The organism is Nostoc foliaceum FACHB-393 (assembly GCF_014698505.1).
Classification (GTDB): domain Bacteria; phylum Cyanobacteriota; class Cyanobacteriia; order Cyanobacteriales; family Nostocaceae; genus Nostoc; species Nostoc foliaceum_A.
In genome coordinates, this window is the sequence record NZ_JACJTD010000005.1 from 174,063 (window position 1) to 198,776 (window position 24,714).

Annotated in this window: 17 protein-coding genes; 11 read left to right on the forward strand and 6 right to left on the reverse strand. The window is 43.6% G+C overall.

Annotated elements, in window-relative coordinates:
• Window positions 1-48: 48 nt before the first annotated feature.
• The 3 genes from H6G92_RS07145 to H6G92_RS07155 all read left to right on the forward strand — a co-directional run bounded on the left by H6G92_RS07145 (window position 49) and on the right by H6G92_RS07155 (window position 3,189).
• Entirely contained in the window at window positions 49-1,239 is a 1,191-nt protein-coding gene (locus H6G92_RS07145; RefSeq protein ID WP_190892245.1) for a pyridoxal phosphate-dependent aminotransferase, read from the forward strand.
• 281 nt (window positions 1,240-1,520) lie between these two features.
• Window positions 1,521-1,958, forward strand: a complete 438-nt coding sequence (locus tag H6G92_RS07150; protein WP_190892247.1) for a secondary thiamine-phosphate synthase enzyme YjbQ — start codon at window positions 1,521-1,523, stop codon at window positions 1,956-1,958.
• Window positions 1,959-2,136: 178 nt separating this feature from the next.
• Window positions 2,137-3,189 carry an aromatic ring-hydroxylating oxygenase subunit alpha gene (locus tag H6G92_RS07155; protein ID WP_190892249.1) on the forward strand — a complete coding sequence of 351 codons (1,053 nt, stop codon included), beginning with the start codon at window positions 2,137-2,139 and terminating at the stop codon, window positions 3,187-3,189.
• 1 nt (window position 3,190) lies between these two features.
• On the opposite strand, the gene H6G92_RS07160 is transcribed toward H6G92_RS07155, so the two are convergent.
• Window positions 3,191-3,868 (reverse strand): SDR family oxidoreductase, encoded by a 678-nt coding sequence (locus H6G92_RS07160; protein WP_190892251.1) that lies wholly within the window; start codon window positions 3,866-3,868, stop codon window positions 3,191-3,193.
• A gap of 11 nt (window positions 3,869-3,879) precedes the next feature.
• Window positions 3,880-4,863, reverse strand: coding sequence for an alpha/beta hydrolase family protein (locus H6G92_RS07165; protein ID WP_190892254.1), 984 nt, complete (start codon window positions 4,861-4,863; stop codon window positions 3,880-3,882).
• A 197-nt stretch (window positions 4,864-5,060) separates the two neighbouring features.
• On the opposite strand from H6G92_RS07165, the gene H6G92_RS07170 reads away from it, so the two are divergent.
• Complete coding sequence (locus tag H6G92_RS07170) at window positions 5,061-5,456, forward strand: hypothetical protein (protein ID WP_190892256.1); 396 nt, start codon at window positions 5,061-5,063, stop codon at window positions 5,454-5,456.
• A gap of 385 nt (window positions 5,457-5,841) precedes the next feature.
• Complete coding sequence (locus tag H6G92_RS07175; protein ID WP_242059061.1) at window positions 5,842-7,635, forward strand: WD40 repeat domain-containing protein; 1,794 nt, start codon at window positions 5,842-5,844, stop codon at window positions 7,633-7,635.
• Between the two features lie 372 nt (window positions 7,636-8,007).
• Here H6G92_RS07175 and glcD read toward each other — a convergent pair whose 3' ends face one another.
• Window positions 8,008-9,480 (reverse strand): glycolate oxidase subunit GlcD, encoded by a 1,473-nt coding sequence (glcD, locus tag H6G92_RS07180; RefSeq protein WP_190892259.1) that lies wholly within the window; start codon window positions 9,478-9,480, stop codon window positions 8,008-8,010.
• Window positions 9,481-9,867: 387 nt separating this feature from the next.
• On the opposite strand from glcD, the gene H6G92_RS39250 reads away from it, so the two are divergent.
• Window positions 9,868-14,343 (forward strand): bifunctional diguanylate cyclase/phosphodiesterase, encoded by a 4,476-nt coding sequence (locus tag H6G92_RS39250; RefSeq protein ID WP_190892270.1) that lies wholly within the window; start codon window positions 9,868-9,870, stop codon window positions 14,341-14,343.
• Between the two features lie 171 nt (window positions 14,344-14,514).
• Window positions 14,515-14,871, forward strand: a complete 357-nt coding sequence (locus H6G92_RS41065; protein ID WP_190892308.1) for a hypothetical protein — start codon at window positions 14,515-14,517, stop codon at window positions 14,869-14,871.
• Here the strand turns inward: H6G92_RS41065 and H6G92_RS07195 are convergent.
• Window positions 14,802-16,835, reverse strand: a complete 2,034-nt coding sequence (locus H6G92_RS07195; RefSeq protein WP_190892273.1) for a protein phosphatase 2C domain-containing protein — start codon at window positions 16,833-16,835, stop codon at window positions 14,802-14,804. The two genes, H6G92_RS41065 and H6G92_RS07195, sit on opposite strands and share 70 nt — an antisense overlap.
• Before the next feature lie 234 nt (window positions 16,836-17,069).
• On the opposite strand from H6G92_RS07195, the gene H6G92_RS07200 reads away from it, so the two are divergent.
• The 4 genes from H6G92_RS07200 (at window position 17,070) to H6G92_RS07215 (ending at window position 22,926) form a co-directional block, all read left to right on the forward strand.
• Complete coding sequence (locus H6G92_RS07200) at window positions 17,070-17,504, forward strand: NfeD family protein (RefSeq protein WP_190892275.1); 435 nt, start codon at window positions 17,070-17,072, stop codon at window positions 17,502-17,504.
• Between the two features lie 157 nt (window positions 17,505-17,661).
• Window positions 17,662-18,669, forward strand: coding sequence for an SPFH domain-containing protein (locus H6G92_RS07205; RefSeq protein WP_190892278.1), 1,008 nt, complete (start codon window positions 17,662-17,664; stop codon window positions 18,667-18,669).
• Window positions 18,670-18,946: 277 nt separating this feature from the next.
• Complete coding sequence (locus H6G92_RS07210) at window positions 18,947-20,866, forward strand: GTPase family protein (RefSeq protein WP_190892280.1); 1,920 nt, start codon at window positions 18,947-18,949, stop codon at window positions 20,864-20,866.
• A gap of 386 nt (window positions 20,867-21,252) precedes the next feature.
• On the forward strand, window positions 21,253-22,926 hold the full coding sequence (locus H6G92_RS07215) for a hybrid sensor histidine kinase/response regulator (protein WP_190892282.1): 1,674 nt from the start codon (window positions 21,253-21,255) through the stop codon (window positions 22,924-22,926).
• Between the two features lie 25 nt (window positions 22,927-22,951).
• Here the strand turns inward: H6G92_RS07215 and H6G92_RS07220 are convergent, their stop codons facing one another.
• Both H6G92_RS07220 and H6G92_RS07225 read right to left on the reverse strand, forming a co-directional pair.
• Complete coding sequence (locus tag H6G92_RS07220; RefSeq protein WP_190892310.1) at window positions 22,952-23,131, reverse strand: DUF29 family protein; 180 nt, start codon at window positions 23,129-23,131, stop codon at window positions 22,952-22,954.
• A gap of 313 nt (window positions 23,132-23,444) precedes the next feature.
• The gene (locus H6G92_RS07225; protein ID WP_190892313.1) at window positions 23,445-24,554 is read right to left on the reverse strand and encodes an S-(hydroxymethyl)glutathione dehydrogenase/class III alcohol dehydrogenase; all 1,110 of its coding nucleotides are present in this window, start codon (window positions 24,552-24,554) and stop codon (window positions 23,445-23,447) included.
• Between the last annotated feature and the right edge of the window lie 160 nt (window positions 24,555-24,714).

Genomic DNA, 24,714 nt, shown 5'->3' on the forward strand with positions numbered 1-24,714 from the left:
TGCTCCCCTATTAAGAGATACTAAAGCTAGGTAGATAGGCAAAGAAATATGGAATCCCTAACCTCTCGTATGCAGGCGGTACAGTCGCCAATTATTCCTGTGGTTGGGGAACTGATTAAAAACTCTCCTGGAACAATCTCTTTAGGACAGGGTGTTGTTTATTACAATCCACCACCGGAAGCGATAGAATTTTTACCCAAATTCTTAGCCGAGCCTGCTAATAATTTATACAAATCAGTTGAAGGAATTCCCCCTTTGCTGACAGCACTTGCAGAGAAATTGCAAGCCTTTAACGGCATTGAAATCAATGGGGAAAACTGCATCGTCGTGACAGCGGGGAGCAATATGGGATTTATGAATGCCATTCTTGCGATCACTAACCCAGGCGATGAGATTATTCTAAATACGCCCTACTATTTCAACCACGAAATGGCGATCGCAATGGCTGGTTGTCGTGCAGTGTTAGTGGCGACGGATGAAAATTACCAATTGCGCCCAGATGCGATCGCTCAAGCAATTACTCCCAAAACGCGGGCTGTGGTAACAATTTCACCAAATAATCCGACTGGAGTTGTCTATTCAAAAGCAGCATTGCACCAAGTAAATCAAATTTGTGGCACTCGCGGCATTTACCACATCAGCGATGAAGCCTATGAATACTTTACCTATAACGGGGTAAAACACGTTTCCCCTGCTGCATTTGAGAGTAGTAGCGAGTACACCATTTCTCTCTTTAGCCTTTCCAAAGCATACGGTTTTGCCAGTTGGCGCATTGGCTACATGGTGATTCCCAAACACTTATTTGTCGCCATCAAAAAAGTCCAGGATACAATTTTGATTTGTCCGCCAGTAATTTCCCAATATGCAGCTTTAGGGGCATTGCAAGCCAAAGCGGAGTATTTGGAGAGTAATATAGGTGCGTTGGCGCAGCCCGCCGTAGGCATTGCTCAAGTGCGGCAAGTAGTACTCAACTCCCTTAACCGTCTACAAGGTTTATGTAGCATTACACCCGCCAATGGCGCTTTCTATTTTTTTCTCAAAGTTAATACTCAGATGGATGCTTTTGAACTAGTTAAAAGACTAATCCAGGAACATAAAGTAGCAGTCATTCCAGGTACAACCTTTGGCATGGATGACGGATGCTACCTACGCATTGCCTATGGGGCGCTGCAAAAAGAGACGGTAAAAGAAGGTATAGAAAGATTAGTGCAAGGTTTGGAAACTATAGTTGGGAGTTAGGAGTTAGGAGTTAAAAGTTTATATTTAATTTATGAGGGCGTTATATCATGTCCGCTTAATTAGTTATTATTCAGGGCATCTATGCAAAAATCTTAAAACTCTCTTTCCCCCTGCTCCCTGCCCCCTGCTGCCTGCCCCCTGTTCCCTGCCTGCCCCCTGCTCCCTGCTCCCTGCCCCCTGCCCCCTGCCCCCTGCGGTCTTAATGATAAGTCTTTTACCGGACATGATATTAGACTGTGTTAGCGTACCTCATCCGTAATCCCAAATATCAAATTTCAGAGATGCCAATTATTAATAAGTTAATTGAAATTGAAACTGAACCAAAAATTAATATTCATAATATCACGCCACAAATCAAAGATTTTATTGCTTCAACATCAATTAAAAATGGACAAGTTTTAGTATTTTCTCGACACACAACAACAGCTTTAGCCATCAACGAGAATGAAGTCAGATTGTTAGAAGATATAAAAGTGTTCTTGCAAAAATTAGCACCGGAATCAGACAGCTATTTGCATAATGACTTGCATTTAAGAGATGTCCCGGAAGATGAGCCGATTAATGCTCACTCTCATTTAATGGCAATGATGCTGACCACGAGTGAGATAATTCCCATCGTGGATGGTAAATTAGCTTTGGGAACCTGGCAATCTGTGTTGTTTTTTGAGTTGGATGGGCCGCGCAAAAGAACGGTATTTGTCCAAATTTCTGGCGAATAATGCAACTTCACACCTGCAATCCTCCCAGAACAACCCAAATCTGAGAGAATTACGAACACGACCAACAAGCGTATCACTTGAATTTACCTACAGCAATTAAAGAAAGAATGTTTCTCAGCATAACCTTCCTTTCCACAAACCAAGACTTTCGTTGTGTCAAAGGCAGACGCAATTAGTTATGAAAAATAACGATAACTTTGTATTACGCAATACTTGGTACTATGCTCTGCCTAGTAATCAGATCAAGCCAGGTATGATGATCAGCCGCATTTTCTTGGGAGAACCAGTGCTGCTAGTTCGCAGCCAGGATGGCAAAGTTTCTGCAATGACGGACATTTGTCCCCATCGTGGTGTGCCCTTGAGTTGTGGTAGATTTGATGGGCAGGAGGTGGAATGCTGCTATCACGGTTGGCGTTTTGATCCGGCTGGGCGCTGTACTGCGATACCTTCTCTTGTAGAGGAGCAGCAAATGGATTTGAGGCGCTTTGACGTACATTCCTATGAAGTCCGGGAAGCGCAAGGAAATATCTGGATATATATGGCTGATCCCGATAATTCTAAACCTGCTTCTGAGATGGAGATTCCGGTAATTCCAGGGTTTGATGAGCGATCGCCCCAGTTCATAGAGGTGATGAGATTCCCCTGTTTTGTGGATCATGCAGTGGTAGGTCTGATGGACCCTGCTCATTCACCCTACGTTCATCGCGCTTGGTGGTGGCGAAGTGAGCAACTGCATGAAGAAGTGAAGCAATTCGATGCTTCGCCTTACGGCTTCACGATGCGACGACACCGATTGCCAGCGAATGGGGGTAGATTATACTTGCTGATTGGCGGTGGTGTGCCAGAAACGGAGATTTCTTTTCGTTTACCTGGAGTCAGAATAGAAGAAACCACAATTGGCAACCATCGAGTCGTTAATTTAACGGCAGTTACACCCATTTCAGACACGGAAACCGAGGTAAATTTTGTTCTTTACTCGACACTTCCTTGGGTGGGATTTTTCAAGCCACTGCTACATGTGCTGGCGCGGACTTTCCTTGGTCAAGACCGAACGGTTGTGGAAAAACAGCAGATTGGCCTTAAATATAATCCTGTGCTACGGCTGATTAAAGACTCAGATATGCAGGCACAGTGGTACTACCAGTTAAAGCGGGAGTATGCTCGGTCTGTCGCTGAACGACGAGAATTTGTGAACCCTGTCAAGGATCAGATACTCCGCTGGCGTGCTTAAATTACTCCAAGCCAAATTCTGCAAATTCTCTTTGCCCAAACAGCATATTTCGGTCTACCGCTGACAAAATTTTATTATTGGTGCGTTCGTTATTTAAACAGCGACCAACTAACTGCGCGACATCTGCACGATTGATGCTACCACTAATGTGCGGATCTTCGGTCAAAACGCCGTTACCTGTTGCTGGTTCTGACTTTAGTCCACCTGGGCGGATAATTGTATAGGTGAGTCCACTGGCAATTAAGTGTTGTTCAGCTTTGTCTTTCTCAACTAAAACTGTTCCCAGTGCTGCTAAAACTTGGGGTGACAGAGCAACAACACTATTGCCAGCACCAATGGAAGATATAAGAATAAACTTTTGCACCCCAGCTTTAACTGCTGCATCAATCAGATTTCTATTACCAGGGTAATCTGCCCTTTCTCCCTCTGATGGTAAACCGCCAATTGTACTGATAACGGTGTGAATAGGTTTATCTGTCAGCATTGCGTGTTCTACATCGCCAACATTCAAGGCATCTCCTAGAACTACCTCAATACCGATTTTCTCTAGTTCAGCAGCAACTGATGCTGTTCTTAGGAGTGCTCTTACCTTTAGCTGTTGCGCTGTGAGATATTGAGCAATTTCTCGACCAACACCGCGACTTGCCCCAGCCAGAAAAATATAAGATGTACTTGTCATAATAAATTTAACTATTTACGCTCAAAGGATTTTATCAGAGGATTGGCAGTATTTAATAATTGCTCAAGTGACTGAGATGCTTCTGGTTGATGGCGAACATAAGTGTCAATAAACAAACTAATGATTTCACCCATCAGCAAACGGAAGCTTTCTTGAGGTTGGGTGGCGGGAAAGTCCAACAAGGGTGTATCTAGAGTGGAGTCTAGCTGATCAACTATTGAAAAGTGATTTGCCCCATCCAAAAGTATCAGATAGCTATCATTTCGTCCTCCAGTAATTGCTTCTTGGAATGTACGGATGACTGGGGTGGTAGTATTTCCAGGACTTACACCGTAGCGATCGCTGTTGTTCGCAATTACTCCATCGCAGGTTCCTCCCATAAGTAGAAGTGGTAGGGAGTCTGGTAAGGGTAAGATAGTACCTGCTTCATACCCCAATAATAACGTTGCCATAGTGTGTAAACCATAACCAAAAGATGCTGCAACTTGAGGGAAAAAATGGGGATCAGCATTTTCGATTGCTACTCTACCACCTGCGGAGTGTCCACCTAAAATTATTCGTTGCAGATCAAGCATTCCAGCTAAAATACCCTCAGACTGTAACTGTTCCACTTTCGCTAGCAGTGTTGGCAAAGCCAAAGCAGTGGGAACAGTACGATAAATTGTTGGTTTCATCTTTTCAAAATCAACGCCTGGAGTCAGACTAATTATTCCTGGTATCATTTCCGTAATCCAGTTAAAGAGAATCACCACTAGTCCACGTTCAGCGAGTTTAACTGCCAACCATTGATATTGTTGAGCATCACAGTTAAAGCCGTTGAAGAAAATCACTACTGGAAAAGGTGCCTTTTCTAAATTAACTGGCAAAATTTCCCTATTTCTTTCTCCCTTATGCCTTGACATCTCTACTGGATAGAAAATTTTCAGGTGGATGGTATCGTAAGGAGACTGGAAACCCTCGACTTTAGCAGCTTGGAAAAAAGCACGAACTGTCATCTGGTTGTTCCTGATGTCATTGAAAATTTTTCTATTGCCCAGAACTGCTCCTAGCAATGCCAATCTAGTGATATGAAATAATGTGGCAGCAATAATAACATAAATTGTAGTAAGTAATTAGATTTAACCCAATTGTAGGAAGTATTTTAGTAAGCAATTGTGTCAATCTAGCAAATAACTTTTCTTTGGATTTACTTATGGCTAAAAAATCTCAAACAAATATAGAACCATACCAAGATGTTAGATTATCTGCCACCACAAGAATTTGGGTAATTACAGTCGCAATTCTCGGAGTTTGCGTCCCACTGTCAGCAGTGACTAGAAGCGGTGCTATTCTTCCTTTAGTTGCAATTGGTGGGGCAGCTGTTGGTACAGTTGCTGTTTGGCGTTCTGATGAGCAAAAATCAAAAACTAACTATTTGCAACAGCAGCAAATAGAACTGTTAGAGCGGAGATTAGCGAATCTAGAAACAATTGTTAGCAGTGATGACTTGAACTTGCAAATGAAAATTAAACAGATTGAGACAAGGGATACTTTTGGCGACTCATCTGATGTAAGTACTACACCCAGACAGCCAAAACGCAAAGGTTAAATTTAGCCAATCTTCACCATTTATGCCGATTTCAGATGATAAACCCTAGAATTATCGTTACTAGGTTGTTTTTGTGTAGGTATTTGTTGACTTCTCGTTACGGCAACCTTTGAAATTCCTCTTACATTAAACTTTCCTTTGCGGCTATAAATGTTTCTAGGGAAACAGTATCTCGTTCTCCATCTCCGTTAGAATTGACTGACATCATTTAATTCTATATACTTCAACTGCATCAGTTCATGAAATGTCTAAGTGCTATCCATCTCTATCTTTCCCGGAAAAATCTGCCAATGGCTGTGTTTTATTAGACTACTAACATTACTGAATTTTTAATTAACTAAGGTTATAAACTTGAGTAATTGCATTGGTATAGTTTACCGTAGGTATGCAAGAGTTTGCCGCAGGAATGCAGATGGATTGGATTAGCTTACTTAAAGCTCAACAAGCTGATTTCCTTCAACGTGTGAAAAAGCCTAAAACTTATGACTTATCTTTGCTGGAAAGTCAAGTAAAAGGCTGTCACACTGAAATCATGGCTTTTTGGGGCGAGCCATTGGCAAGACTCCAAGAAGTTTCTCGCCAACAAGCAGAAGTTCTCGCCAAAAACCCGCCGCCGACACCGCCTGAATATCCTGAGCCTCCCGACTGGACGATACCTTTCCCCAAATACTTCCAGCGACAAGCGGAAGATTATCTTTTGCGGGAGCATATTGTTGACCGGGTGATAACTGAACGCTTGGGGAAGTTGGTAAAAAAGGTATCACAAGATACCTTGGAAAACATGGTTTTAGATGATGAGGGAAATTTGTGTGGCGAAAGCAAATTTTCTTATCTACTAAAAGATAATCCTCAGCTAAGTGTTCAAGTTTATGTTGCTGACGGAGAAAGTTTTAATGGTATTAAGAAAGACAAAATTAGGTGGTCGGTTACTCAAGAAGATTTAAGAAAGCACCAAGCATTAATTTTTCTATGTTTGTTTTATCCATCTACAGGTAAGCTAGGATACGACGAAAAACAGAGCATAATTACAGGCTTTTTACCTGCAAATCAAATTGAGCTTACTGAACCAAAAATATACATTAATCCGAGTAACTTGTTATATGCAGGGGGGTTGAGTTGGTATTTAGAATCACTTGTTGGCAAAAAAGACACATCACCATTAATTAATGAGAGAGCGATCGCAGATACAATACAGACTCTACCATCAGAGCATTGCCTTAAGGGTATAGTTGGTGATTGGGAATGCTGGCAGACTTTGCAAGGGCACAACAGAGGCATTAATTGCCTAGCTTTCAGTTCCGGGTGTAAGAATGGCAAAGCCTTACCCATATTGGCAAGTGGTAGTCGTGGAGAAACGAAACTCTGGGATTTAAGCAAGGGTGAATTAATAGAGACATTATCAGAGTATCCTTGGGTGATATCTGGGCTGGTGGATGAAGTGAATTCCCTGGCTTTTAGTTCAGATGGACAGACTTTAGTGAGTTGTGGTGCAGATTCCACTATTAAGCTTTGGCACGTAGGCGCTTTAGACTTGATAGATATTTTGCACAAACATAATGGGGTAGTGCGGTGCGCTGCCTTCACCCCAGATGGCAGAATGTTAGCTACAGGTGGAGATGATAGAAAAATTCTGTTTTGGGATTTGATGCATCGTCAGGTTGCGATCGCACTCTCTTTAGATGATACAGCTGCTCATTCCCTGGTTTTAAGTCGAGACGGGGAAACTTTAGTTACAGGTAGCTATCGCAAAATTAAAGTCTGGCGCACCTTACCTCAGACGGGTATCAAAAGTTTAAAGGACGCAGAACCACTGCATACCCTCATGGGTCATTCTCACATCGTTCGTTCCTTGGCGATTAGTGCAGATGGTAAAATGCTGGTGAGTGGTAGCTGGGATCAAACAATTAAAGTTTGGCAATTGGAGACTGGGGAATTACTTCATACTCTTAAAGGACATAGAGATAGAGTATATGCGATCGCATTAAGTCCCGATGGTCAAATTATCGCTAGCGGTAGTGCTGATAAAACCATTAAGTTGTGGCATCTACAAACCGGGGAATTGCTGGGTACGTTTACAGGTCATGGGAATATAGTCACAGCATTAGCCTTCACAGCTTCCGGTGAGATGTTGGTTAGCGGGAGTTTAGATAAGACGATTAAAATTTGGCAACGGAGTTAATAATTCGTAATTCGTAATTCGTAATTATTCAGTCTTTGATATTCGTGTGAGACGCATCAAATCATGAGCTAAATCAGCCTAAAACCCCATTGCACCTACCCATAACTGTCCATAGAAACCGATCCAAAAAACACTATGTCTGTGCTGCGATCGCTGTAATTCCTGGAGACGACCAACATAGTTTTTGTAGTCCCATTTAACGGTGTTTGTTCTGAGATTGTCGGCTGTTTTTGACCCATCGGCTTCAGCCCCTTTGTCACCCCTTCAGGCTAAAAACTAAAACTGGCGTAGCGACTGTCTTAAAAGTCAAGTGTATTGTCCTATAAGTGCATTCCCTGGTTCTTGCCAGGGAACGAGAGGTACTTCTAACTCTTAAAATCTTTCCACACCTTCAAATTGCTTGAGTGCCGATGCATTTGCTGCTTCACCACAAGTACGCGGTGTAGGGAATATCTTTTCAGGATTTGCTAACCCTTTAGGATTAAAAACTTGCCGCACCCATTGCATCGTTTCTAAATCAACTGGGCTAAACATCTGTGGCATATAGCACTTTTTCTCTTCACCAATGCCATGCTCACCAGAAATACTACCACCAACTTGGACACAAAGTTTGAGAATTTTTCCACCCATTTCTTCTACTTGCTCTAATGCCCCAGGCACAGAATTATCATAAAGAATTAGCGGATGAAGATTGCCATCGCCAGCATGAAATACATTAGCAACCCGATAACCGTATTGTTCACTTAATGTCTTAATTTCGTGCAGAACATAAGGCAACTGAGTCCGGGGAATGACACCATCTTGTACATAATAATCTGGACTTAAATGCCCAGCAGCAGCAAAAGCCGCTTTGCGTCCTTTCCATAATTTTAATCGAGTTTCTGGGTCACTAGCAGAAGTGACATTTCGCGCCCCATTCTTTTGACAAATTTCAGTAACTCGTTGCTTATTTCCTACAACTTCCACTTCTAAACCGTCAATTTCTATTAGCAAAATAGCAGTAGCATCACGGGGATAACAATTTGTTGCAACAACATCTTCAACTGCATTGATGCTGAAGTTATCCATCATTTCCATCCCACCAGGAATAATTCCGGCGCTGATGATGTCAGAAACAGTTGCTCCGGCAGCTTCAATACTGGTAAAATCTGCCAACAAGACACAAATTGATTCTGGACTTTTGAGAATTCGCAAAGTAATTTCTGTGGCAATTCCTAAAGTGCCTTCAGAACCAACAAACACACCTGTTAAGTCATAACCAGGCATTTCGGGGATTTGCCCGCCTAAATCAATAATTTCCCCTTCTGGCGTAACAATTTTTAATCCCAAAACGTGGTTAGTGGTAACGCCATACTTGAGACAATGTACGCCACCAGAGTTTTCAGCAATATTGCCTCCGATAGAGCAGATAATTTGACTAGATGGGTCAGGAGCATAGTAAAAACCAGCACCACTGACAGCTTGTGTTACCCAACTATTAATCACTCCTGGTTGCACAATTGCCCGCTGATTTTCCAAATCAATATTCAGGATTTGCCGCATTAAGGAAGTGACAATTAAAACAGAGTCTTTTTGTGGCAAAGCGCCACCAGATAGACCTGTGCCAGAGCCGCGTGCTATGAAGGCAATAGAGTATTGGTTGCATATCTTTACAATTTCTGCAACTTGTTCTGTAGTTCTCGGTAACACCACTACAGCCGGACGTTGGCGGTAACCAGTTAAACCATCGCATTCATAGGTAATGAGTTCTTCGCGGCGTTGCACCACACCATTTTTACCAAGGATAGCCTCGAATGCTTTGATAATGGGTTTCCAGTTGCGTTGTTTTTTATCTTGGGCAAGCATAGTTTTTTAAAGTTTGCTCTAGTAACTTAGAGTTTAAAACAATCCCCAAGTTTTGAGGGATTAGTCTCTACTCCAAACTCTTTTTCTGTTAACCAAAATTTGCTTGCTTGCTTAAGAAATCCCGGTAAAGCAACTACCCCCAATTTCAACTTCACCTAATTCCCAAATAATTTACTACTGTGTTTTACAAAGAGTCTATTTATACTAGTAACTATATTTATAGCTGTTCCCATTTAGATGCGGTACAACATTACATCACGAGGTGTAGGGGCACGGCACGTAAACGAGAACCGCTATAAGTCCTTCTTTGCGTATTGTAACAAAAGTTTTGATTCAAGTATAGTTAACTACAATATAGTCCAAAAAACTTGTGTTTGAGACAACTTGATGCTGGAATTTGGGAAAAGGCTTCTTGCTTATAAACAGTTTATCCCCCACGGTCATTGCTATCTTTGGAAAACAGAATTAGTGGGGTTACATATTGTATCCGATAGTTTAATTGCGCTTGCTTATTATTCCATTCCCATCACGCTACTTTATTTTGTCCGCAAGCGCCAAGATTTGCCCTTCAACTGGATATTTCTGCTATTTGCAACATTTATTGTTACTTGTGGTACTACCCACCTGATGGAGATTTGGACGCTCTGGTATCCAACTTATTGGTTGAGTGGTTGCCTTAAAGCTATTACAGCCGTAGTTTCACTGTACACAGCTTGTGAACTTATACCTTTAATACCAAAAGCACTTGCTCTCCCCAGTCATGCACAACTGGAGGCAGCTAATCGAGAATTAGAGCGGGAAATTAGCGAACGGCAAGCCGCGCTGTGCGATCGCAAACAGGCAGAACTCGCACTACAAGAGCGGGAAGCTATGTTGCGGCGAATTGGCGATAACCTGCCCAATGGGGCAATTTATAAAGTAATCCGCCAATTGGATGGCAGCGATCGCTTTGATTATATCAGTGCGGGGATTGAAAGACTGACGGAAGTCAGGGCAGAAGATGCACTGAAAGATCCAAGTTTACTTTATCGCCAGTTTATCCCAGAAGACGCACTACTCTTTCAGGCAGCAGTCGATGAATCCCGGCAGAATCTCTCGGTGCTTGATATACAAGTGCGAATTCAAATGCCCAGCGCTCACCTTAAATGGTTTCATTTTCGTTCTACGCCACGCCAGTTGCAGGATGGTTGTGTAGTTTGGGATGGACTGGTAGTAGATGTGACCAACCTCAAATGTGCTGAAGAAACACTACGCAAGAGTGAAGCCTTATTAGAAGAATCTCAGCGAGTTGCTCGTCTCGGTAATTGGGAGTTTGATATAGCCAGTCAAAAAGTTAGCTGGTCAAAGCAGCTTTTCGACCTCTTTAATCGAGATCCAGCACTTCTTGAGCCGAACTACCAAGAAAATCTGCAACTATACTGGGCAGAAGATGCAGGAAAATTAGCCCAAGCAACTGAGCGGGCAATTTCAACTGGCGAATCCTACAAACTTATTCTACGCGCATCTCCAACTTACGGGTCTACTATTTATATTGAGGGGATTGGACATGCAGAATTCAACGCGGATGGAAAAGTAATTCGCCTCTATGGGACTGCCCAAGATGTTACAGAACGGCTTGCCGCACTCAACGAACGCAAACAAGCCGAGAAAGAACTCCGACGCAGTGAAACGTTGCTAGCTACTGCTCAAAAGATTGCCCATCTGGGCAGTTGGGAGTGGTACTTAGAGTCTCAAAAGCAAATTTGGTCAGATGAAACCTTTCGTATCTTAGGTTTAAATTCTACTCAATCAGCACCGACGCAGGCTGCATTTCTCCAGATGCTTCACCCAGAAGACCGACCAGTGTTGCAGAGGCGTTTACTAAAGGCGATCGCCAATAAAACTCCTTTCAATCTTGAATATCGCATTATCCGACCTGATGGCTCATTGCGCTACCTGGAGTCAAGAGCAGAGGTAGCTTATGATACTCAGGGTAAGACTGTTAGACTGTATGGAGCTATTCAAGATATTACAGAACGTAAAGAAAGCGAGTTAGAAATCACCAAGAGCCGCGACTTGCTAGAAGCTGTCTTTAACGAATCCGCTGATGCGCTTTTTTTGGTAGATACAGAAACGTTACTGACCATTGACTGTAATAATCGTGCAGTAGAACTATTTGCAGCCTCAAGCAAAGCTGAACTCATTGGTATTGAAGGTCATACTTTACAAAAAGAGCAGTTTACTTCTGATGAACTAACCAGCATTGTCGAAAAAATTAACCAGCAAGAGTTGTGGAGTCGTGAAATTGCATACTTTACCAAGCAGGGCAATTGCTTTTGGGGAAACATAGCAATCAAACAAATCAGGGTTGCTGACCGAGTGATGAATTTAGTACGAGTTACGGATATCAGCCCCAAGAAGCGTATCGAAGAAGAACGCCAACGAGCAGAAGTAGCCTTAGCTAAAAGTGAAGAACAACTTAGGCTGACGATGGAATTTAACTATATCGGTAGTTGGGATTGGAATTTGCTTGATGGGGCAGTCATTTGGAATGACAACCACTTTCGCTTGTTAGGGTTAGAACCAGAAACATCATCAGCTAGATACCAGGTATGGCGCAATGCTATTCATCCAAAGGATGTTGAGCGAGTTGAACAGGCTCTATTCAACGCCATGACTCAGCATACTAATTATGAAGCTGAATATCGGGTGATTCATCCTGATGGCAAAGTGCGCTGGTTGGTTGGAAAAGGACGCAGTATTTACAACGAAGTAGGTAAACCTGTGCGGATGTTGGGTGTGGTGATTGATATTAGCGATCGCAAGCAAGCAGAAATTGCTCTGAAACAAAGTGAGATTCGCTACCGTGCCATTGTCGAAGATCAGACTGAACTCATTGCCCGATATTTACCAGACGGTACACTTACGTTTGTCAACCAAGCTTATGCAGTTTATTTTGGACAATCGCCCGAGGAAATGATCGGCAGCCGCTATCAACCGATTATCTTTGAGGAAGATCGGGAGCGAGTTGTTCAATTAGTCGCTTCAATTAGTGTCGATAATCCTGTCGTGATTATTGAGAATCGCGTCGTTGTGGCAAATAAAGTGCGTTGGACTCAATGGCATAACCGAATGCTGTTTGACGAGCAAGGATGCTTTATCGAATTTCAATCAGTGGGACGCGATATCACAGCCCTGAAGCAAATTGAAGAAACACTTTTTCAAGAAAAAGAATTAGCTCAGGTGACGTTGCAATCGATTGGAGATGCAGTTATTACCACAGATGCGTTTAGCAGGATTCAATACCTCAATCCCATTGCAGAATCTCTGCTCGGATGTAGTGAAGCATCTGCACAAGGGTTGCCGTTAAAAGAAATCTTGAGAATTGTGCATGAAACGACACGGGAGGTAGTTCAGAACCCAATTGAGCAAGCGTTAAAGGAAAATCGAATTGTGAGTTTAGCAAACCATACCGTCTTAATTACTGAAAACGATCAAGAGATTGCGATTCAAGATTCCGCCGCGCCCATTCGCAATCGTGAGGGACAAGTTATTGGCGCGGTTATGGTGTTTCATGACGTGACTCAGAACCGCCAGCTTTCGCGTCAGCTATCCTGGCAGGCAACCCATGATGCCTTAACCGGATTGGTGAATCGCCAGGAGTTTGAGCGGCGGGTTGAACAAGCATTGCACCTTGCTTCTTTAGACTACCAGGTTTATGGGTTGTGCTATTTGGATCTCGATCACTTCAAAATCGTAAATGATACCTGTGGTCATGTGGCTGGAGACGAATTACTGCGTCAAATTACTGCCTCATTGCAGGAGAAGATTCGGAAAACTGACACACTCGCACGGTTAGGCGGCGATGAATTTGGCGTATTACTCAATCAGTGTACACAGGAGGAAGCTTTAGGAGTTGCCAACAATCTGCTTTCATGTGTTCAAGAGTTCCGGTTTGTTTGGCAAGAGCAGGTATTCTCAATTGGAGTAAGTATTGGCTTGGTCGGTATCGACACGAATACCAAGAGCCTTGCAGAGATTATCAGCACGGCTGACGCAGCTTGCTATGCCGCGAAGAACCGGGGGCGCAATCGCGTGTATATTGCTCAGACTGACGACCAGGAGCGACTGCAACAGCGTGGGGAGATGCAGTGGGCCAGCCGCATTTCTCAAGCCTTGGAAAGTGATTGGTTTTGTCTCTATGCTCAAAGAATTACCGCGATCGCTCCGACAGATCAAAATGGCGACCATTATGAAGTGCTGCTGCGGCTCCGGGATGAGCAGGGAAATTTAGTGCTGCCGATGGCGTTTATTCCAGCAGCAGAACGCTACAACTTGATGCACCTGATTGATCGGTGGGTGATTCAGACTCTGTTCAGGAATTGGACAAGGGTCGTTGGCGATAAACAAAGCATCTATGCGATTAACCTTTCTGGCTCTAGCATCAACGATGATCAGTTCATTGACTTTCTGTATGAGCAGTTTACCCTACACCCCATCTCACCCCAGTGCATTTGCTTTGAGATTACCGAAACCGTAGCGATCGCCAACCTCATAAAAGCCAAGCAGTTCATTGAGTCACTTCAACAGATGGGCTGTCGCTTCGCGTTAGACGATTTTGGGGTGGGGATGTCGTCGTTTGCCTATCTCAAGTCTCTGCCTGTGGATTACCTCAAAATTGACGGGAGCTTTATTCGTAACATTGTCGAGAATCCTCTAGATAATGCGATCGTGACAGCAATCACGAGCATTAGCTGTGTGATGGGTATTCAGACGATTGCTGAGTTTGTGGAGAATGACGCGATTTTAGAGCGAATTACGGCTCTAGGAATTGATTACGCACAGGGATATGGCATTGCAGTACCTTGCCCATTATACATATAGCCTGTTGCCGTAGCTGGGCGTGTCCCAGATTTCTAACTTGGAAAAATCGGAGACAAGCTCCCACGTAGGTGCAAGATGTGATCTAGAGTTATGCGTGGTGCGTGCGATCGCTAATCTAGATTAACCCACTAGCGATCGCCACTTCATTCGCCCTCACCCTGAATGTAGAAGCTGTTATTACCAACATCACGACATTCATCACCAACATCACGACATTCATCACCAACATCGCGACATTCATCACCAACATCGCGACATTCATCACCAACATCACGACATTCATCACCAACATCACGATGTTCATCACCAACATCGCGACATTCATCACCAACATCACGATGTTCATCACCAACATCACGATGTTCATCACCAACATCGCGACATTCATCACCAACATCACGATGTTCATCACCAACATCACGACATTTCGGTATAATTTATTCCTTAGTCTCTATTCTTTACTTTACAGGCGAACAAAGTTGCTGCACTTTTTGGGGAAGTTGCCGACACATCTGCTGGAATCCTTGAGGATTAATTTGCCACCAAGTAAATAATCCTAGACTTGTACCTCCAACAAGTAACGCCAACACTCCCCCCAGCATTGCCAAACGTTTGCCCCGATTAGGTTTTGTAATTAAGGTTGGTGGAATTTCTGGGCTGAGAATTGGTTCCTCTGACATATCCAACTCTAGATCCAAATCTAGCAAAGTTTGCGAACTTTCTGTAAAGGAAATTAATTCCTCCTGTTCCTCCTGTTCCTCCTGTTCCTCCTGTTCCTCTTGTTCCTCCTGTTCCTCTGGTTCATCTAGTTGCTCTTCTTCCTCTTGTATTTCTGCTTCTATAATCTCTTCTGGCAACGCCGGAGTCACAGGTACTACGTATTCTGGGGAGACACGGTAATAAGTGAGAACAACCGATGTATTGTCACGCCCATTTTTTTCGTTTGCTAAGTTAATCCAGTTGCGAACAGCATCTTCAACTGTCAATTGCCCTGCTAACACGGGTATTGCATAATCCTGCCAAGATTGTTCCACCCAGTTATTATCACTTAAACCATCAGAACACAGTAGCAAGATGCCATCTTCTTCCACAATAAATCGCTGAACCTTGAGACGCAAAGATTCTGAATCTCTTGTCCCCAATGCTTGAGTTAAAGCACTAGCATCTGGTCTAAACAGTGCCTTTCGATACAAGCTTTTTGCAAAGCGGACTTCCCGCATTGCTACATCATCATCTACTGTCAGTAGCTGACAATAATTGCGACTAATCCAATAAGCACGGCTATCGCCAACATTAGCCAAATAAAGCTCATGGGTATTATTTGATTGCCAGCCAGTACTTGTCTGCACTCGTTGGGGAACTTGCAAGGCCATTACAATAGTTGTAGCCATGCGTTCTTTGCCTTGGCGTTTTTGTTCATTATTGCGGGCACAAATCACATTATTTACTACCCGCAAGCTTGCTTCTAGTTGTTCCTGCAACAACTCTGGTGGTACAAGTACAGTTTGTTCTGTAACCTCCCTTAGTAAAACACGAATTTGCAACTTTACAGACTGCACTGCCAACTGGCTGGCAACTTCACCGCCTTCGTGTCCACCAATGCCATCGCAAACAATCGACAAGTGGCGCAATAAAGGTTCATCTAAATCGCTCAAAGCATTGGGATAGCAAGCGTCTTCATTTTGCTCCATCAATGGGCCAATATCTGTTGAGCCTGCCACCTTTGAGACTAATGGCAATTCTGCCGCAGATGCTAATAGTAAATTATTGAGTTGAATATTAATAGCCTCTAACTCAATCTCAGTTTCACACATCTGCTGGACTATGTTTTGTAAGCCTTTGGCTACTGATGCCTTTGCAGACGCTACCCAAAATTGCCAACACTCCCCTAAATTTTGTAAACTCAGCTTCTCATCTGCTGGTGTTTGGTAGAGTTCTAACAGTCGCACACACCAACCTTGGACTCTCAAATTGTCTACTACTAGTAAACTGCGGCTAAGTCCTAATTCTGATAAAGGTGTCCAAAGTTGGAGAATTTGCCACAGCCAATAAACTTGTCGGACTGCTGTTGCTTGCTCCCATGCCTCAACAATAGTTGGATAGATATTTCCTGTCTTATCTATTGGCACATTTTCCAACAAGAGGATATCAGTTGGATCTTCCTCAAGATTACTAGCAAATCCATAAGCCTGGGGCAAATGCAACCGCTCTTGATATAACCGTAGATAAGGAATTACTTCCGTTGGCAATTCTTCAGGTACATCTGGCGGCAGTGCCGGTTGAGTATCCAGCCAAATCTGGGGACTAATTACCTCATACCTGTCTGCTACCGTTGTGCCTGGTGTAATTTGAGCAGACGATGAGCCAGTAGCCCAAAGATAGCGGTGAACCAAAGGAGTTTGGCAACTGGCACAAACACTATCTCCCATTGGATTAATGGGACTCTTACAGCGTGGATTTATACAATAAATTATCAGTTGAGTAGAAATCATAAAGGTATAAATTATAAGAAACCAATCAACTCATGAACTTCGATTAACTTTAGCTGGCAAAGACTTGAAGGCTAGAATAGACTGGATTTGTGTACCGCTAGCTACACCTTGTTACTGAAATTAATCAAAATTATTGGTAAAAAGACCAAGTTTTGTTTTCTGTAAATAACTTACGTCTGGCTGTATCTAATCGTAGAAATGCATTTACGTCAATGTAGAGTTTAGGATGGCGCTATGCCAAGTTTTACCTTAATCTGGCTTCTGGCAGGAGCAGTTCTGTGTCTAACGGAACTGTTTTTACCATCGGCGTTTGTCGCCTTCATGATGGGAATTAGCGCTTTTGTGGTGGCGTTGCTGTCTGGAGTGGGTTTGGGAAGTGTATGGTTGCAAGTTGTAGTTTGGCTATTACTTTCCACATTACTAATCGTGCTTTCTCGGCGGTTTTTGCAACCGCGACAACGCAAATCAAAAATTCAGGATGCAGTTATAGCTGAAACCTTAACAGAAATTCCGCCTGGGAAGACAGGGCGGGTACTGTATGAAGGAAACTCTTGGCAAGCACGATGTGATGATGACAAATTTACCGTAACAGCCCATCAAAGAGTTTATGTGGTTAGGAGAGAAGGTACTACCTTGATTGTGATACCAGAAAATCTGTTGAATTCTTAGGAAGGAGGCAGAAGGCAGGATAGCGCAGCGGTAGCGAGTCCGCGAGCGTCGGCAGGTGGCAGATGGCAGTAATTCTTCATCTTCCTCTGCTCCTCTGTCTCTCACTCTCCTCTTCTGTTGAGTTAAATTTAATACTTAAAAAATCAGGAGATTTACAATGGAACAGTTCTTTTTACTAGTCTTTTTAGCCCTTGGTGGTTCTGCTGTAGCGGGGTCTGTAAAAGTCATCAATCAGGGTAATGAAGCTTTGGTGGAAAGATTGGGTAGCTATAACAAAAAGCTGGAACCAGGAATGAATTTTTTAATTCCTTTTTTGGATAAAATCGTTTACAGAGAAACCATCCGGGAAAAAGTCTTAGATATTCCTCCCCAAAAATGCATCACCCGCGACAACGTTGGTATTGAGGTAGATGCAGTGTTTTACTGGCGCATTGTGGATATGGAAAAAGCCTGGTATAAGGTAGAAAATCTCCAGTCTGCAATGGTAAACATGGTACTGACTCAAATTCGCTCCGAGATGGGACAACTAGAGTTGGATGAAACCTTTACTGCCCGTTCCCAAATCAATGAACTTCTATTGAGGGATTTGGACATTGCTACAGATCCTTGGGGTGTGAAAGTGACGCGGGTAGAACTGCGAGATATTGTTCCATCGCAAGCGGTGCGAGAATCGATGGAATTGCAAATGTCGGCAGAACGACGCAAACGGGCAGCAATTTTAAATTCTGAGGGTGAACGCGAAGCTGCTGTCAATAGTGCTAGAGGTAAAGCAGAGGCGCAAATATTGGATGCCGAAGCTCGGCAAAAATCAACAGTTCTGCAAGCGGAAGCGGAACAAAAGGCGATCGTTCTGAAAGCTCAAGCGGAACGTCAGCAGCAAGTTTTGAAAGCGCAGGCGATCGCAGAGTCATCAGAAATTATTGCACAAAAGCTCCAGACGAATCCCAATGCTAATAAAGCAGTTGAAGTTCTGTTCGCCTTGGGTTATCTCGATATGGGCGCAACAATTGGTAAAAGCGATAGCAGCAAGGTATTATTTATAGATCCGCGTACTATTCCTGCTGCTTTTGAGGGTATGCGTTCTGTGATCTCAAATGGTCAGGTTGACTCTAACGAGTTGTTTTCTAAACACATACCAGGATTAGAAAATAACCGCCCTATTTAGGAGAGACGCGATAAATCGCCTCTCTACATGAGGGCTTTCTGGCTTATCCCAAGGGTATTGAGATAAAACTGGTGACTTGTGTGTACACGGTAGGTACTGGGGAGTAGGGACAAGGAGACAAGCTTCTTCCTTGTCTCTTCGTCTTTTTCCAATGATTAATGACTAATATTAAAATATTAGAAAATACCTTCAGGTCGTAGCGGAATGCGGGGAGCGTCAAAAGAGTAATTTTTGCAAAAACTCGAATTTCCCAACATTTCAAAGCAGGTATGGGGCAATGGTACGATTAAAACCGTGGCAGTGGGTCGTTTTAGCAATCCCGATCGCGTTTATTATCATTTTTTTACTGGTATCCGCCGGTACGCAAATTCATGCGTGGGGCATTAATTGGATTTGGGGTGTATTCACCCTTTTATTCGTTGGTTGGCGTTGGCTATTGGTCAAATGGACTCAACCAGCTGTTAACCAAGTGGAGGCTGTATTAGCCCAAGTCCAAGAAGAATTGGAATCGACAGCAGAGAATACAGTAACGCCACCAGTGGGAAGTGACACCACAAAGCTTGCAGAAGCCGCACTCCAAGAAATTCTGCAAGCAGCACAAAGCGATCGCCCGATTTGGGAAGACTGGCAAACTTTTTGGACGCGATGCCAGGATTTAGTGATAGCGATCGCTCATATCTATAATCCTCAGATTCAATATCCCCTGCTGAATATTTACGTCCCCCAAGCTTACGGGCTGATTCGGGGAACGGTGGATGATATGGATCAGTGGATGCAAAAGTTATCGCCTGTCCTCAATCAGGTAACGATTGGACAAGCATACCAAGGATACGAAGTCTACCGGAAGTTGGAGCCATCAGCTCGGAAATTCTGGCGTGTTTGGAACTGGGCACAGTGGGTCTTAAATCCGGTGGCGGCGGTGGCAAAACAAGCTACTCAGGGTTCTAGTAACCAAGCAACTCAGCAATTATTGGGGAATTTGAGCCAGTTATTCCGAGAAGCTGCCCTGAGAAACTTATGTCGGCAAGCGATCGCACTCTACGGACGTAGCACATTACCAGTTTCAGCAACCGTTGTTTCCACACCAACTTTACCCAAGGCAAAAACTCAAACACTCCGAGAAATCATGACTCAAGCTCAACCAGCCGAGGCGGTTGAGCAAAAACCCGTGAATATTCTGCTGGTAGGGCGCACGGGATCAGGAAAAAGTAGCCTGATTAACACGCTATTTCAGGCAGATTTAGCAGCCGTTGATGTTTTACCTAGTACCGATCGCATTCAAAATTATCAATGGCAGACTCAAAGCGGAGAATCCCTGACGCTTTGGGACACACCTGGTTATGAACAAGTTAACCGTGCCGATCTCCGAAACTTGGTACTTGATTATGCCATTAATGCAGATTTGCTGCTGTTAGTCACCCCTGCCCTCGATCCTGCCCTGCAAATGGATGTGGACTTTCTGCAAGATATCAAAGCAGAAGTTGCAGATTTACCTGCGATCGCGATCGTCACTCAAGTAGATCGTTTACGCCCCATCCGCGAATGGCAACCGCCTTATGATTGGGAATGGGGCGATCGCTCCAAAGAAATTGCCATTCGAGAAGCCACTGAGTATCGCGCCAAACTGCTGGGAAACTTCTGTAATCTAGTTCTACCTGTGGTTACAGGTGACAGCAAAACGGGTCGAGTCGCTTGGGGAGTGGAGGCGCTTTCACTGGGATTAGTAGATGCGATCGCACCAACCAAGCAACTTCGTCTCGCCCGCTTTTTACGTAACCTAGAAGCCCGCACCGTCGCCGCAGCCAAAATCATCGACCACTACACCTTTCAAATGGCGACAACACAAGGACTAACGTCTTTGCTCAAAAGTCCCGTTCTCCAGTTTGTTTCTACCCTATCAACCGGATCTCCAACCCTAGCCTATGTGCTGGCCGAGCAAATTCCCGTGGAACAGTTGCCGATTGTGATTGGCAAACTCCAAATGGGATATGAGCTTTTCTCGCTCTTGAATACAGCTAACCCTAACCCGCTCAACTTTGAATTGCTATCCCTCTGGCCGCTACTGCTAGAAAACTCCGCTTCACCCGACCGCAACGCTTGGGCATTTGGTCACGCTCTAGTGGAGTACTGGACTCAGAATTTGACAGTTGAACAACTCCGAGAGCGATTTGAATATTATCTGTCGATTGCCAAATAATTTGTCTGCGATAAGCGATGTCTACGACGGGCTGTGACGCTCCTGCGGACGCTCGTTCCTCGCTACCGCTTTGCTAACGCTAATGCTACGCTATCGGTGACACATCTTCCATTCTCTTGCAACTGCTACGCCTAAATAGCGAGTTTGCTAACTACGTTCCCCCTGTATATTAAAATCACAAGTTGCGTTAGCCCTCCAGTATTTTACGAATATTTACTCAGCAGCGTTAAAAATATTTATACCCAGAAATAAGTTAACAAAAAATGCGTTAACAGGTCGTAATCTTAACATCAAAGTTAAGATTACGATTAAGAGTAGGTGTCTGCTGAAACCTACCCGCTTTACCTGAGTTTTTACAGAGACATCCCTTTTGTTCGGAGTTTTTTATGAAAAATATATTACAAACCTCCATCTCTCAAGAACAGGATTCACATCAGAGCTATAACATTTCCTGTTACAATCGGCTGCTTGTCGTCGTGAAAGATTTGGCTTGTGTGCGAACTATTGAAGAAATTATCGAGATTGTGCGTTTGGCAGCCCGCGATCTCACTAATGCTGATGGAGTAACTTTTGTATTGCGCGATGGTGAATGTTGCCACTATGTCGATGAGAACGCCATCGGGCCGCTTTGGAAAGGTATGCGTTTTCCGCTCAAATCTTGCATCTCCGGTTGGGCAATGCTCAATAAACAAGCAGCCGTAATTGAAGACATTTACCAGGATGCTCGAATTCCTCTTGATGCTTACAAAGTTACTTTTGTCAAGAGTTTAGTGATGGTTCCCATACGGGTTTCTGATCCACTGGGTGCGATCGGAGCGTACTGGAGTAGACAACACCGAGCCACGCCCCAAGAGATAGAAATGCTTGAGATTTTGACTGATACTACAGCAGTGGCGATCGCGAACGTTCAACTTTTCCAGAAACTTACGAACCAAAACGCGCTTAAAGACAAATTCATTGCAATGCTAGCTCACGAGTTGAGGAATCCCGTTGCCCCCATCTCGAACGGAGTTCAGCTTCTCAAGTTAAAACTGGGCGAGACTGGCTCAGTCGGAGAAACAGTTTTAATGATGCAACACCAGATTAAGCACCTCTCGAAATTGATCGATGAGTTACTTGACGTATCGTCCATCACCTACGGTAAGATTTCATTAAACCTTGAGAAGCTTAATCTGGTGGAATTAGTTCGCCAGAGTCTTAATGACTATGCACAAGCAATAAAGAAATCGAATCTTACCATAGTAGAAAACTTGCCAAACAAGCCTCTGTGGACTTATGTTGACCCGACCCGTTTCTTCCAGGTCTTTAGAAACCTTCTTGATAACGCCTTAAAGTTTTCCAAGCCAGATGGGACGATTTGGGTCGATCTCTCATTCCTTCCCGGTGAACATAGCTCAGGTAGTGTAGCGGTCTTATCTGTAAGAGACTCAGGCATAGGGATAGACCCGACAATCTTACCAGAACTCTTTGAGCCATTTACCCAAGCCGATCGCAGCCTAGATCGTTCAAGGGGCGGGCTAGGTTTAGGACTCTCAGTAGTCAAAAGTCTTGTCGAACTTCATGGCGGTAATGTTGAAGCCTCAAGTAGAGGGGTCAATTTGGGAGCAGAATTTAAAGTCACTCTCCCTGTATGCGAAGAGATTACAACCTTGGACAACGACTTAGAGATTATAGAAGCGGCTAAAAAATCGTTGAAGATTTTAGTTATTGAAGATAACGACGATTCAGCCGTATCATTACAAGCAGTACTTGAGCATTTTGGGCATGAAGTTTCCATTGCCAAGAATGGAATTTTAGGGGTAGAAACTGCAAGGAAATTTGAACCTAATGTGATTATTTGTGACATCGGACTTCCCGAAATGGATGGATTCGCCGTTGCACAGGAACTGAGTAAAGACCCCAAATTTACTCGCTCAATTCTGATTGCGCTCACCGGTTACGGTGGCCAGATGGATAAAGAGCTTGCGCTTAAGTCTGGTTTTAAATGCCACTTGACCAAGCCTGTGGACTTTGAAATACTTACGGCAGAAATTGATCAATACTTTCTCATGAGTGCGTAAGCGTAGCCCATCGTAGACATCGCTTTTATCCCATTAAATCATCTGTCGCAGCCTCACCTGGATAAAAGCGATCGCTCAAAATTTCCTCAAAAGCATATAAACATAGCTGGGGAAAAGTTGAGAGTGGCAGATTTGTTTCTCCTGATGCTAAATCCCTACCATTTTCATAAGATTCCTGGAGTGCTTCTTCAAGGTAAGTCCTCAGAGGTTGTTTGAAAAGTGTTTCGCTGTTACTTTAAGCACTTTTAGATCCCCCCTAACCCCCCTTAAAAAGGGGGGAACCAGAATCAAAGTCCCCCTTAAAAAGGGGGATTTAGGGGGATCTAAAACTATTTGATACCGATAAGAGGACTTTTCAAACATCCTCTCAGGCTAGGATTTTCGCTTAACAACTTGAGAATTTATCGTCGTTGTACTCTAATTGTTGCTAACCCTTCGGGTTCAGAGATTTAAACCTTATTTGAAAAAGTACTGTCTGCATAAGCATCAGTTACGAATTACGAATTACGAATTACGAATTAGAAAGTTACCACACTCCGAATTGATTCACCTTTGTGCATCAATTCAAAGGCATCATTAATTTGCTCAATAGGCATCACATGGGTAATCAAATCATCAATATTTATCTTACCTTCCATATACCAATCAACAATTTTCGGCACATCTGTACGTCCTCTTGCGCCACCGAATGCCGAACCTTTCCAAACGCGCCCAGTTACTAATTGAAAAGGACGAGTACTAATTTCTTGTCCAGCACCAGCAACACCAATAATTACACTAACGCCCCAACCTTTGTGGCAGCATTCTAATGCTTGACGCATAATTTTGACATTACCGATACATTCAAAACTGTAATCAGCCCCACCTTTTGTTAAATCAACCAAATAGGGAACTAAATCCCCCTCTACTTCCTGCGGATTGACAAAGTGCGTCATGCCAAACTTTTCCGCCAAGGCGCGTTTACTGGGATTAATATCCACCCCGACAATCATATTTGCCCCTACCATCCGCGCCGCTTGGATGACATTTAAACCAATACCACCCAAGCCGAAAACCACTACATTTGCTCCCGGTTCCACCTTGGCAGTATTGATGACTGCACCAACACCAGTAGTCACACCACAGCCTATATAACAAACCTTATCAAATGGGGCATCTTCCCGAATTTTTGCTAGGGCAATTTCTGGCAGCACCGTATAGTTAGCAAAAGTTGATGTACCCATATAATGATGAATCATCTGCCCATCGATGCTAAAACGACTGGTGCCATCGGGCATCACACCGCGTCCTTGAGTTAAGCGAATGGCTTGACAAAGATTAGTTTTGAAACTCAAACAATATTCGCACTGACGACATTCGGGAGTGTAGAGAGGAATCACATGATCCCCTGGTTTGAGGCTGGTGACACCAGCGCCTACCTCCACTACCACACCAGCGCCTTCATGTCCTAAAATAGCCGGAAACAAACCTTCGGGATCATCGCCAGATAAGGTAAAAGCATCGGTATGACAAACCCCGCTGGCTTTCACCTCAACTAACACTTCGCCAGCTTGTGGCCCCGATAGTTGAACGGTTTCAATTGTCAACGGCTTACCTGCGCTGTAAGCTACTGCTGCTTTAACTTGCAACATCAGCCCTCCTGTATAGTTATTTGACGTTATCCCCATACTTCAGCACTGGGGATTCTTTCACTTAAACATATTGAACGCATGATACACTTTTGTATCACTTCATCGTATTTATTAAGGAAAATCGCCGCTATAACGATAAATATTACTTTGTCAAAAT